At 40.4% G+C, this 11840-nt stretch carries 12 protein-coding genes and 1 tRNA gene; 10 read left to right on the top strand and 3 right to left on the bottom strand.

Features of this window, described 5'->3' with window-relative positions; genetic code table 11:
* Positions 1 to 87 precede the first annotated feature (87 nt).
* A complete protein-coding gene (locus tag V7K67_RS18860; RefSeq protein ID WP_335167898.1) occupies positions 88 to 357 on the bottom strand; it encodes a hypothetical protein in 270 nt (89 codons plus the stop codon).
* Between the two features lie 255 nt (positions 358 to 612).
* On the opposite strand from V7K67_RS18860, the gene V7K67_RS18855 reads away from it, so the two are divergent.
* The 3 genes from V7K67_RS18855 (at position 613) to V7K67_RS18845 (ending at position 2207) form a co-directional block, all read left to right on the top strand.
* The gene (locus V7K67_RS18855; RefSeq protein WP_335167895.1) at positions 613 to 774 is read left to right on the top strand and encodes a hypothetical protein; all 162 of its coding nucleotides are present in this window, start codon (positions 613 to 615) and stop codon (positions 772 to 774) included.
* A gap of 557 nt (positions 775 to 1331) precedes the next feature.
* Positions 1332 to 1949 carry a hypothetical protein gene (locus tag V7K67_RS18850; RefSeq protein ID WP_334729254.1) on the top strand — a complete coding sequence of 206 codons (618 nt, stop codon included), beginning with the start codon at positions 1332 to 1334 and terminating at the stop codon, positions 1947 to 1949.
* Between the two features lie 184 nt (positions 1950 to 2133).
* Positions 2134 to 2207 (top strand) — tRNA-Val (locus tag V7K67_RS18845).
* Between the two features lie 156 nt (positions 2208 to 2363).
* On the opposite strand, the gene V7K67_RS18840 is transcribed toward V7K67_RS18845, so the two are convergent.
* Positions 2364 to 2657, bottom strand: a complete 294-nt coding sequence (locus tag V7K67_RS18840) for a hypothetical protein (RefSeq protein ID WP_334729255.1) — start codon at positions 2655 to 2657, stop codon at positions 2364 to 2366.
* Positions 2658 to 3241: 584 nt separating this feature from the next.
* Between V7K67_RS18840 and V7K67_RS18835 the strand changes: the two genes are divergently transcribed.
* Positions 3242 to 3703, top strand: a complete 462-nt coding sequence (locus V7K67_RS18835; RefSeq protein ID WP_334729270.1) for a DUF29 domain-containing protein — start codon at positions 3242 to 3244, stop codon at positions 3701 to 3703.
* Positions 3704 to 3717: 14 nt separating this feature from the next.
* Here the strand turns inward: V7K67_RS18835 and V7K67_RS18830 are convergent, their stop codons facing one another.
* Positions 3718 to 4053 carry a XisI protein gene (locus V7K67_RS18830; RefSeq protein WP_334729257.1) on the bottom strand — a complete coding sequence of 112 codons (336 nt, stop codon included), beginning with the start codon at positions 4051 to 4053 and terminating at the stop codon, positions 3718 to 3720.
* 1016 nt (positions 4054 to 5069) lie between these two features.
* Here V7K67_RS18830 and V7K67_RS18825 point away from each other — a divergent pair.
* The 6 genes from V7K67_RS18825 (at position 5070) to V7K67_RS18805 (ending at position 11735) form a co-directional block, all read left to right on the top strand.
* Positions 5070 to 5987, top strand: coding sequence for a polysaccharide deacetylase family protein (locus tag V7K67_RS18825; protein ID WP_334729258.1), 918 nt, complete (start codon positions 5070 to 5072; stop codon positions 5985 to 5987).
* An 80-nt stretch (positions 5988 to 6067) separates the two neighbouring features.
* Positions 6068 to 6310 (top strand): XdhC family protein, encoded by a 243-nt coding sequence (locus V7K67_RS18820; protein ID WP_334729259.1) that lies wholly within the window; start codon positions 6068 to 6070, stop codon positions 6308 to 6310.
* Positions 6277 to 6396, top strand: a complete 120-nt coding sequence (locus V7K67_RS34460) for an XdhC family protein (RefSeq protein WP_442943869.1) — start codon at positions 6277 to 6279, stop codon at positions 6394 to 6396. The genes V7K67_RS18820 and V7K67_RS34460 overlap by 34 nt, the downstream gene beginning before the upstream one ends.
* A gap of 200 nt (positions 6397 to 6596) precedes the next feature.
* Positions 6597 to 6878 carry a hypothetical protein gene (locus V7K67_RS18815; RefSeq protein WP_334710325.1) on the top strand — a complete coding sequence of 94 codons (282 nt, stop codon included), beginning with the start codon at positions 6597 to 6599 and terminating at the stop codon, positions 6876 to 6878.
* A 104-nt stretch (positions 6879 to 6982) separates the two neighbouring features.
* Positions 6983 to 8170 (top strand): TRC40/GET3/ArsA family transport-energizing ATPase, encoded by a 1188-nt coding sequence (locus V7K67_RS18810; RefSeq protein ID WP_334710324.1) that lies wholly within the window; start codon positions 6983 to 6985, stop codon positions 8168 to 8170.
* A 253-nt stretch (positions 8171 to 8423) separates the two neighbouring features.
* The gene (locus V7K67_RS18805) at positions 8424 to 11735 is read left to right on the top strand and encodes a GAF domain-containing protein (RefSeq protein ID WP_334729260.1); all 3312 of its coding nucleotides are present in this window, start codon (positions 8424 to 8426) and stop codon (positions 11733 to 11735) included.
* Positions 11736 to 11840 lie beyond the last annotated feature (105 nt).

Genomic DNA, 11840 nt, shown 5'->3' with positions numbered 1-11840 from the left:
TATTAATAACCCTAGCGCAGCAGATTTTTTTAAACCTGCGGCTGAATATTACATCGATTTCACTCAAGTAACTTCTGGGGATTCACTCTAGTAATCTGGGCAGTCAGTTTCTGCCCCACCTAAAGGCAATCTTTTAAAACCATTGCGGATTTTTCTTAGTGGCTTAACCGCCTTGCTGAAATTCTCCCATGTTTCTGCATAAAGACGGGCTGGCAGGGTAGTTCTCACATTGGAAGCATCAAGTAGCAGTGCATTAATTCTCTGTATATCTGCCTCTGTCAGTTCGGTGAACGCTTGTCCTATTCGTTTGTAATCATCGTCATTCATTGAAATCTCCATTTCATCACGCTGGGTCATTCCTCCTAGACAAGTACTTATAATACGGAAATTCCCGGATGCTAAATCAAGGAATTTCCGTAATGTGGAGTAAATACCTCATCTACTCCTATGGACACCTTAATAATAGTATTTCAAGTTTTTCTTCCAGTTATAGTAATTGCTATAGTTTCTCTGGGAATTTACTTCTTAATGCAAGCCTTGCCAGAGGATGTTAAAGATTTTTTGAATTTTGATTTATTTAATCCTAAAAAACGCAAGTAACAAATTTTGCTAATGTTGCAACTACCCAGTGGACTTTCTAACGTGTCCAGTGGGTGGCAAGCGTTTTTATTCAAATTAGTCAAAGCTTTAGTGGCGTTCACCCTTGATGAATGGGGCTTTTGCAGTGTGCCGCCAACTCGATTTAGTCAAGAATTAGTCAAGGGTAAATTTTGAGGGCTGGAAAGAGTGGGTGACGAGGGATTCGAACCTTCAACCAATAGATTAAGAGTCAATTAGTCAATTGAGTAGCATTTGAGTAGCGCGATCGCTGCTTGCGATCACGCCAAATCAGGTTAAAAATAGTTGTTTTAAGTAGCAAATAAGTAGCACAGATCAAGGAAAACGTTGAAAGTATTGATATTACAGAGATAGCTTAGACCTCCCAGTAGTTATTGGGATACTGTTCGCCAATGCCAAAAGGCTTCCAACTTGCCCAGTGCTGGGGTGTCCAACTTTTCTTGGGTTTAGGTAACATGATGCAGTATGTGAGTTGCTGGTTTCTTCCAGGCTACCGTTTTGAATAGCAAATGAGTAGCAGCAAGTTAAAAATCCACTGATGAGCCGAGTTAGATGATGTTCAGTTTGTAGTGGGAACATCAAGCCCCCAATCCAGTACTAAAATCCTGACCCTCCCCGTATTTAGGGAATAGCCACAGATCGAAGGAAACAAAACAGATCAACGCTACAATCTATCAGAAAAGCAAAGAAATAGTTAAATCCAGAGTGCCTACATGACAGCTGATTTATCTACAGCCACACTTGACTTTTTTACCGTGCTATCCCAAGCTACGGCTGCATATCGAGGACAGAGAAGTACACGCCCTAGTGCTGAAATATTAGTAAATGCTTTGCTACAAGCAGAAAAAGCTGCCAAGCAGCAACGATTGACTTATCCGTTTGAGTCTCTTTTAGGTAAATGGCAACTTTGCTTTGCCACTGGCACTAAGAAAGTCAGAGAGCGCGGGGGAATTGTATTAGGCAAGGGTTTGTATGTACCCAAGTTTATCGCAATCCATGTTGCCTTTAATGCTGCTTTGGAACAGGACTTAGGCAGAGGCGAAATTGCTAATCAGGTTGAATTTAGCCCATTTTTATTGAAGCTCACGGGCCCAGTGCAATATTTAGGTAAGAAAAATTTATTGGCGTTTGACTTTAACCAGATGCTTATTAGTCTGTTTGGTGGTGCTGTTTACAACAGAGCAATTCGTTCTGGTAAAGTTCAAACAGAAGATTTCTACAACCAGTCTATAGCTAAACTACCCTTCTTTGCCTTTTTTTTAGTGACAGAAGATTTCATTGCAGCTCGTGGTCGGGGAGGAGGCTTGGCATTTTGGATTCGAGAAATTTAAAGGCACTTTCACTGAATCAGACAGTCTTGCTGGAGGCAGGCAGGAGGGAAGAGGATTTGACTTGTTTGTTTCATTCCACGAAAAGTTACTGTTGATTAAACTTACTTATAAAGTTCGCCTGATTTGAGCTTTTATCTTGCATTATCAGAAAAGTATATGCTAATCTTGATAATTGTGTGGTTAAGGACGTATAGCTCAGTTGGTTAGAGCGCTACGTTGACATCGTAGAGGTCACTGGTTCGAATCCAGTTACGTCCATTCTTTGTGTACAGTGACTAATTGTCACCAAGTAGCTGGCGAATACTTCGGTAAGCGAGGATTCTGTTAGCGATCGCATTCACGAAGTCTTACACCAAAACCTCAAACACTTACAGCACTTCCGGCAGCTATGAGGTACATCCTCATAGCTGAAAGCTATGATAGGAGAGGGGCAAGAGGAAAACTGTATTGCATAATAGCCGGAAGCGCTGTAAATTCCCTGCCCTCGCTTTGTACGCTGCATGAACTGATTTCTGGATTCCACACACCACCAAGCGTAATCATTTCTACAAGACTAGAAAATAGCAAATCTTGTTGGTACTGCACCTGAGCATGTCTTCTAAATAACTCATCCATCCGCTCAGATGCAAATATATGTGACATTAATGCTTGTGCCATCACGCTTACTGGACTTTCTTTTACAAATTGCTCAAAGATGGAGGACAGCATTGGGAGCATCCACTTTTGGAAGAAACACCGGGCGATTGGAAATCGCGGCTACACAAACTTTCGTCCGCCTGCGCGGACTCTCTGAAACCCGCGTAGGCGGGTTTTGTTTGTATAGCCCCAGACTTCTAGTCTGTTCGCGTAGCGTGCGCCTTAGCGCAGGGCGATCCGCCAAAACAGGATGCTCCCACAGCATTTTCTCTTCCCCCTGGTACTGATATTGCCAAGGATACCTTGAATTCATCATTGATAACCTATATTGGGAGGGGGTTTTAGCCTTTGCCTTAGTAGTTCATTTGTTCGCGTTGAAAGGGCTGGATTGGGTAAGTAGCAAGTATCGCCTTTAAAACAATTTCAAGTTTTAAGCCTGGTAGAGAAGCCTATCACAGACATCGTTGCTGCGACAACTCAAGGTAAACTTTTGGTCAGGTGAAAATTTGTTATTATATATTTACCCTGCTACTTGCGAAGTCTCAAGTTCCACTTGGGATACGCCCAAAAGCAATCTATTTAGATATACTACGAGCATAGCAAGAGTGGAGTTAAATTAAGTATAGCAGTTGGATTTTGGGAGGTTGAAAAATCAGATGAAAACGCCTCAATCAACGGTTTTTATAAACTCTCATCTTTACGACCAAGATTTTTATTTGTGGATAGAGACAACTACTCAACAATTAAAGGAAGGGAGATTTTCTGAGGTTGATTTAGAAAATCTGGTTGAAGAGATTGAATGTATGGGGAGAAGTGAAAAGCACGCGCTTGAGAGTAATTTAGTTGTTCTATTAATGCACCTATTGAAATACAAATATCAGCCTGAAAAACGCTCTAATAGTTGGAAAGGAACTATTAGAGAACATCGCCGCAGGTTGACAAGGACTTTTAAGGATAGTCCTAGTTTAAAACCATATTTTCAGGAAGTTTTTACTGAGTGTTATCAAGATGCAAGAAAGCAAGCCAGTGATGAAACTGGTTTATCAGTTGATACTTTTCCGGTAGACTCTCCCTTTACTGCGGATGAATGTTTGGATGAAGAGTTTTTACCTGATTAGTTAAGTATTAATATTTAACCCACAGCATAATCTGTAAATTGGCGTTTAAATGGCGAATGAAAGCCGATGACAATATCCTGTTTGGGGATACCTAAATTTGCTAAATCTTCTCCGACTTCATTTTCTGTTCCGTTGTGTTGCAGCCAAATTTTACCATCTTTAATGTCTAGATGTAAAAAACAACCATAAATACGACGGTCATTTTTCCAGCTGACATTGACAAGTTGATAGTGGTGATGTTCTGTGTCGAAAATTAGTTGGGTTTCAATTTCTGGTTCTTGATTAGAAATTGCGGCATATTCTTGGAGGAGTTGCTGAATTATTTGTTGATATTTTTTTAGTTTATCCATTCGACTATATCCTCTATTACAGGCTGATAATTAATTAATCTATAGCAGTCCTATTTGAGTTGTGAAAAATATAGATAAGGAAACGAACCGCCAAGGACGCAAAGGGAAGAAAGAAGAAAGAGATATAGGCTCTCCTAGACTAGTTATAGAAAATTAATACTTGATATCAGGTTAAGTCCTTACATAGTAGGGGATTCAAGAATCAGAAAGCATATTTTTATTAAATCTTTGATTCTGTTTTAGCGAAACCTAGCTATATCAGGTATTTTAGGTGTTTTTTAGTATTAATTTATCAAACGAAGTCTAGGAGAGCCGAGATATATAACGCTATAATCTATACTGTACAAGAATTTTACCGATGACAATAATTTGTCACGACGACAGATAATTAGTCACCGTACATTTGTTAGACAGTGATAAACTTGTAGACTACGTGATTTTATACAAATCAAATGCCGATTAGCTTATCAACATCTTTCAGCCAGCCTCTAGCTGGAAGCAAGGCTGTTTCATTCGCTAAGGTCATGATTTTGTCAATAGTACTCGCTGTGAAATTTAGGAAAGTAAGTCACCTGATTTTTTACTTAAAACGCTTGTAAATCAGCACCTTTTAGGGAATGAAACAGCCCTGCTAGTAGGAAGGGATTAGAGGTTGGGTTGAGATAAAGTTGCACACAGGGTTAACTCTCTATGATTAGCGGTGGCTGATAGTACTTTTATACATAGACGGCGAATTAGTGCAGATTGAGTTAGGACTTCCTTTAGCTTTAGCTAGGATGTTTCAAGGTATGTCATTCTTTTTTCTTTTAGCAGTAGATATGTTAGTTTACAACCGACTACGAGTGGAGTTAGGAATAGGGACTAGTACAACACAGCGTAAATAAACTACCCATTTAAAATAGCCAGAAAGCTTACAAAATAAGCATTCTTTCTTTTTCCTTTTGCCTTTTTCCTTCTTGTACTAGGGAAGAGTTAATCCCCAGTACCCAATAACTAATATTTTAAGGAGATTTAATGTGTCCAGTCGTAAATTATCTTTCTTACTGAAATTAATAATCATTACATTGGTTACTGGTGCTAGTAGTTTGGGTATCAGTTTGCTTTTAACTACAAGCGGATTTGAGCATCTATTGGGAATTGTAAAGCCAAAAAGCGAGAGTGCTAAAGTGAGTCAGAACAAACTGATGAGTGCATCCGCACAGAATATCAGTCCAGCTACAGACCAGATGAATGAAGTTCCAAAGTCTTTTCAGGGAACAATCGTTTATCAAGGGAAACTAAAAGCAAATGAGAAAGTCATTGCCTTGACCTTTGATGATGGCCCTGGCCCCAAAAATACGGCACAGATTTTAGAAATTTTGAAGAAAAATGATATAAAAGCCACATTCTTCATGATTGGGGAAATGGTGAAATATTTTCCCCAAATTGCCAAGCAAGTGGCTGCTGATGGTCACGTAATTGGTAATCACACATGGCATCATTGGTATCGCCAGATGGACTTAGCTACTGCGGCTAGTGAAATTGATCGTACAGCAGAGATCATCTACAAGACTACTGGAGAGAAAACTACTCTATTTCGTCCCCCTGGCGGCTTTCTGAATAATGGATTAGCCGAATATGCCAAAAATGAGAAGTACGCTGTCATGATGTGGTCAGAAGAATCGGGAGATGCCGAACGTCGTTCGCCTCAAGTACCAATGCTAATCAAAAATGTACTGAAATATGCAAAACCAGGTGCAATTGTACTGATGCACGATGGCGGTGGCAACCGTTCTAAATCTGTCAAGGCTTTGCCAGAAATGATCGCAGGTTTAAAGGCCCAAGGTTATAGATTTGTGACGATTCCCCAATTACTGGAAATGCAAGCCCAAGAACAACATTTGGCGGAAATAGCTTCACCTATGGTTACAAAGGATGAACATCCAAACAATTAGCTTAATCATCAGTGATAGTCTAAGGGCAGCTACACATGTAATTTTGGCAACACTAGCTAAATTAGTCACAGAAATCGCTGGTGCTAGCACAACCCATCACCTCAATTCAAGAAATATTAAATAAAAATACTAATTTATATGTCGCTTTAGTTATTAGAGGTTATCTGCAAGATTTAGAAGCTTTACGCCTATTATGCAAATATCAAACAAAATATATCGGCATGGTTGGCAGCAATAAACGGGTCAGCACTGTGTACAAAATATTGCAAAATGAAGGTTACAATTCAGAATTTTTCATCAAATATATGCACCAATTGGTTTAGATATTGGCGCTTTAACACCAGAAGAAATTGCAGTTAATATCTGTGCTGAGTTAATCAAAGTTCGCCGTAGTGGTACATTGCCTTGAACTTGACTTGTTGAGATGGTAATTTTTTAATTACTAACTTCCCAAAAATTATCGCCTATGGAGAATTGGTATCAATATTTGGTATAGTAAATAAATCCGCTAAAAAGCTGAAAATCCTGTTGGGAGAAAGAGTTAATAATGCGGATGTTAATTAATTTTTTTATGATTCATCATAAACTCAACTTCAAAGTGCGATCGCAATGACTGATAAAGAACTCAAGCATCTAATTGAGAGTAACGCTAAAACAGTCCAAGCTATGTTAGATGAAATGGCGGAAGCACGTCAGGAACGCCAAGAACTCCGAGAAGGAATGCTCCAAATTCAGAATGCAGTCGCACAATTAGCAAACATCCAAGAGAGAATAACCAATTTACTAATTTCTCTTGATGGCGATCGCCCCACAATTCTTAAAAAACTCTCAGCACTGGAAACTAAGCTGGATCGGTTATTGCAGCAAAACCCAACGGATGATTTAGGGTAAATATTTATATTAATGCCTAGACGCACTGAAACAACATTTATTTTCCTTAAACAGTCGATAATGTAAATAAATGTAAAAAATCCTCAGGCAGGACAGAAGCATCTATGCGTGTAATTTTAATGACCGGTAAAGGCGGTGTGGGCAAAACTTCCGTCGCTGCTGCAACTGGACTCCGTTGTGCGGAACTAGGCTATCAGACATTGGTTTTAAGTACCGATCCCGCCCACTCCCTGGCAGATAGTTTTGACATGGAACTGGGACATGCACCCCAAAAAATTCGCCCAAATCTCTGGGGTGCTGAACTGGATGCGCTGCAAGAACTGGAGGGAAACTGGGGCGCTGTGAAACGTTATATTACCCAAGTTTTACAGGCAAGGGGTTTAGATGGCGTACAGGCGGAAGAATTGGCAATTTTACCAGGCATGGATGAGATTTTTGGCTTGGTAAGGATGAAACGTCATTACGATGAAGGGGAGTTTGATGTCTTAATTATCGACTCAGCCCCCACCGGCACAGCACTACGCTTGCTGAGTTTACCTGAAGTCGGTGGCTGGTATATGCGGCGTTTTTACAAACCATTTCAAAACATCTCGGTGGCACTTCGGCCTCTAGTTGAACCTTTTTTTAGGCCAATTGCTGGTTTTTCGCTACCAGATAAAGAGGTGATGGATGCACCTTATGAGTTTTATGAACAAATTGAAGCTCTGGAAAAAGTATTAACAGATAATACTCAAACTTCAGTGCGTCTAGTAACTAATCCCGAAAAGATGGTGATTAAAGAGTCTCTCCGTGCCCATGCTTATCTGAGCTTGTATAATGTTGCAACAGATTTAGTAGTGGCGAATCGGATTATTCCCCGCGAAGTCCAAGATCCATTTTTTCAACGTTGGAAGGAAAGTCAGGAACAATATCGCCGGGAAATCCATGATGATTTTCACCCTCTGCCTGTAAAAGAAGTTCCCCTATTTTCTGAAGAAATGTGTGGATTGGCTTCCTTAGAACGTCTGAAAGAAACTCTTTATAAAGATGAAGATCCTACTCAGGTTTATTACAAAGAAACAACTCTTAGAGTAGTGCAAGAGGAAAACCAATACAGCTTAGAACTTTACTTACCTGGTATCCCTAAAGACCAAGTTCAACTCAGTAAAACCGGAGACGAATTAAACATTACTATTGGCAACCATCGTCGTAACTTAGTTTTGCCACAAGCCTTAGCAGCACTGCAACCAGCAGGAGCAAAGATGGAAGATGACTATCTAAAAATCCGCTTTGCTGACAACACAAGAGTTTGATTTGCTTGAAGTTTCTCTATCAACAAAAAGTTAAAACTAAAAAGCAAGAACTTTCTCTTATAGCTAGTACAGACGCAACCTTTTTAGCGTCTGTTTTTATGATTTTTTGGTGAATTTTTATAAAAGGCAAATAAATATTTTCACTAGTAACTTGACCGTAGTTTTACTGAAGACAAATTGATAAAAAAAAATCAGAATATCTTTAGATTTAACTATGTCAATTTTCAAATTATTAATTTATTTTGCTATAACAATGACCTCCAATACTGAACAAGATTTTCCCTTATGTCGCGATGAAGAAAGTTTTCTACGCCGCATTACAAACCGTATCCGACGAAGCTTAGAGTTAGAAGAAATTATCACAGTGACAACGGCAGAGGTGCGATCGCTACTAAAAACCGATCGAGTGATGATTTACAAATTTCATCCCGATGGTAGTGGTCAAGTAATTGCTGAGTCGATTTACAACAATCGTTTGCCGTCGCTACTGGGGCTAAATTTTCCCTGCGATGACATTCCATCCTATGCCCGTGAACTATTTATCAAATCACGGGTGCGTTCGGTTGTAAATGTTGATACTAAAGAGATTGGTCAAATTCACCTGCGTGATTTGGATAATGGAGAAACTATTTCAGAGGAGATTCGTTACCGCCCTGTAGACCCATGTCATATTGAATATTTGACGGCAATGGGCGTAAAATCCTCTGTAGTAGCGCCTATTCTCTATCAAAGTCAACTTTGGGGGCTGTTGGTATCTCATAATTCTGAAGCGCGTTTGATTTCAGAATATGAACTAGAAGCAATACAAATGGTAGTCGAGCAGCTGTCAATGGCGATCGCTCAAAGTACCCTTCTGACTCAAGTCCGCAAAACAGCCGAACAAGAAGCGATCTTTAACCGCATTGCTACCCTCCTACATTCACTACCCACGATTGTCTTACAGCCAGCCTTAGAAGCGGCTGTTGCTGCCTTTAATGGTGTTGGTGGCAGGCTGTGCATTAGAAATGAAGCTCTTGATTTTCATAATGGCAACGTGACCAGCTTAACAGAATGCCTAATACCAGGAAATACTTGTGTCAAGCTTTATATCTGTGGACAGCAACCAGTGATGCCAGAACAAACTATATATCCACTCATAGAGCAATATAGTATTTGGCACGAACACTACAAGTTTACTAACTACGATGTTTGGGCGATTTCAGATATACATAACACTCCTGGCTTGCGAAGTTTGCAAGTTGCTTTTCAACCAACTAAAATTCGCAGCGTGTTGATGATCCCACTCCAGTATCGTCAGCAATTGCTGGGCTACTTAAGTATTTTCCGCAATGAAGTAGATACAGAAACTTTATGGGCGGGGCAGCATGACAGCGATCAAAGGCAATTATACCCCCGACGATCCTTTGAGGTTTGGCGCGAATCTAAAAAAGCACAAGCTCAAAAATGGACAATTGAAGAGATTGAACTGGCTAGAAACCTCAGTAAACACTTTGCTTCCGCAGTTCAGCAATATGAACTACACCAACAAGTACAAGTCTTCAATGAAAATTTAGAAAAACAAGTAAAAAGACGCACAGTTGAATTGCAACGGACAGCTGAACAAGAACAGGCTGTGTTTAAAGTTATTGCCGAAATTCGAGAATCTCTAGACACAAATACGATTTTTCAAACCACAACTAAAGAAGTTTGTCAATTAATTAAAGCCGATCGCGTTTCTGTTTATCGTTTTGATGCTAATTGGGGTGGTGAATTTGTTGGAGATTTCGAGGCTGCTAGTCCATACTGGTCGAATGAGTCTGAACTAGGTATTAATACAATTTGGAATGACACCTACTTACAAGATACAGAGGGAGGACGCTACCGCAACAATGAAACATTTGCAGTCTATGACATTTACAAGATGGGGTTTACTCAGTGTCATATCGACAATCTAGAGCAGTTTCAAATTTACGCTTTTGTGCTTGCGCCAATTTTTGTGGGACAAAAACTTTGGGGTTTGTTGGCAACTTATCAACATACTGGCCCCCGGCAATGGCAAGCTTCTGAAGTTAACTTTCTCAGTCAGATTGCGGCCCAAATGGGGGTAGCACTCCAGCAAGCTGATTTACTCACTCAGACACGACAACAGACATTAGATTTGCAACAAGCAGCAGAACAACAACGGGTATTGTTTGAAGTTGTTGCGAAAGTTAGGGAATCTTTGGACTTAGATGCGATTTTTCAGACAACCACCCAAGAAATCTGTAAATCACTACAGGCGGATCGAGTTGCAGTCTACCGCTTCCAGGCTGATTGGAGTGGTGAATATATCGCCGAGTTTGTGGGTGATAACTGGTTAAAGCTAGTAGGTTTAGATACCAAGACAGTTTGGCAAGATAGCTATTTGCAGGAAACCCAAGGTGGACGATATCGTCACAATGAAACCTTTGCAGTTGATGACATTTATCAAGCTGGACATTCTCAATGCCACGTTGCAGTTCTAGAGCAAATTCAGGCAAGGGCCTATGCGATCGCACCTATATTTATTGGGCAACAGCTATGGGGCTTATTAGCAGCTTACCAGAATTCTGCACCCCGCCATTGGGAAGCCTCGGAAATTAAGTTTATTACTCAAATTGCTAATCAGCTTGGGGTGGCACTCCAACAAGCCCAATTACATAATCAAACCAAAGAACAGACAGAAAAACTGGCTCAAGCTTTGCATGATTTACAGCAAACCCAAACCCAGCTGATCCAAACTGAGAAAATGTCCTCACTTGGTCAACTGGTAGCTGGTGTGGCTCACGAAATTAACAACCCCGTGAACTTCATTTATGGCAACATCAACCATGTCAACGATTACGCCCAAGATTTACTTGGTATATTAGACCTCTATTTGCAAAATGCTCCCAACCCTAACCCGGAGATTCGCGATCGCGCACTCGAAATCGACTTAGAATTTCTCATGGAGGATTTGCCCAAAACTCTATCTTCTATGAAGGTTGGCATTGATCGTATCCGGCAGATTGTCTTGGGTTTACGGAATTTCTCTCGCCTTGATCAGGCAGAAAAAAAGCCAGTTGATATTCATGAGGGTATTGATAGCACCTTGCTAATTTTGCAGCATCGCTTGAAAGTAAAACCGGAAAGTCCAGCGATTCAATTAGTCAAAGAGTATAGTGAGCTTCCCTTAGTAGAGTGCTATGCCGGGCCACTAAATCAGGTATTCATGAATGTTTTAAGCAATGCGATCGACGCTTTAGAAGATTATAGGGAATCTCAATCAAAAACTCATAGCAGTCAAATTACTATCCATACTGCTCTTGGAGAGCTTGAAGGCAATGTCAAGAGTGTAGTCATTCGCATTGCGGACAATGGCCCAGGAATACCGGAGCCTCTAAAGGCTAGAATCTGCGATCCATTTTTCACAACTAAGCCCGTAGGAAAAGGCACTGGCTTAGGGTTATCAATTAGTTACCAGATTGTTGTAGATAAGCACGGTGGTGTATTGAAATGTGATTCTCAGCCGGGGTTAGGTACAGAATTTTGGATTGAAATTCCGATTACACAAATCACCAAATTGTAGATGAGCATTCCTTTGACATCCACCCCAGCCATAAATGGCGGGGATTCTAAGAAGTTGCCTTCTGAGGTTTTCTGCTTCTACGAGTCGGCTTGCTTGGAGGATTTG

Source organism: Nostoc sp., from assembly GCF_036917155.1.
Taxonomy (GTDB): domain Bacteria; phylum Cyanobacteriota; class Cyanobacteriia; order Cyanobacteriales; family Nostocaceae; genus Nostoc.
This window is presented reverse-complemented; position numbering and strand designations above follow the sequence as displayed.

Excerpts from the sequence above, each read along its gene's own strand:
- V7K67_RS18860 (WP_335167898.1), bottom strand. The coding sequence starts at position 357 with ATGACCCAGCGTGATGAAATGGAGATTTCAATGAATGACGATGATTAC.
- V7K67_RS18855 (WP_335167895.1), top strand. The coding sequence starts at position 613 with ATGTTGCAACTACCCAGTGGACTTTCTAACGTGTCCAGTGGGTGGCAA.
- V7K67_RS18850 (WP_334729254.1), top strand. The coding sequence starts at position 1,332 with ATGACAGCTGATTTATCTACAGCCACACTTGACTTTTTTACCGTGCTA.
- V7K67_RS18840 (WP_334729255.1), bottom strand. The coding sequence starts at position 2,657 with ATGCTGTCCTCCATCTTTGAGCAATTTGTAAAAGAAAGTCCAGTAAGC.
- V7K67_RS18835 (WP_334729270.1), top strand. The coding sequence starts at position 3,242 with ATGAAAACGCCTCAATCAACGGTTTTTATAAACTCTCATCTTTACGAC.
- V7K67_RS18830 (WP_334729257.1), bottom strand. The coding sequence starts at position 4,053 with ATGGATAAACTAAAAAAATATCAACAAATAATTCAGCAACTCCTCCAA.
- V7K67_RS18815 (WP_334710325.1), top strand. The coding sequence starts at position 6,597 with ATGACTGATAAAGAACTCAAGCATCTAATTGAGAGTAACGCTAAAACA.
- V7K67_RS18810 (WP_334710324.1), top strand. The coding sequence starts at position 6,983 with ATGCGTGTAATTTTAATGACCGGTAAAGGCGGTGTGGGCAAAACTTCC.
- V7K67_RS18805 (WP_334729260.1), top strand. The coding sequence starts at position 8,424 with ATGACCTCCAATACTGAACAAGATTTTCCCTTATGTCGCGATGAAGAA.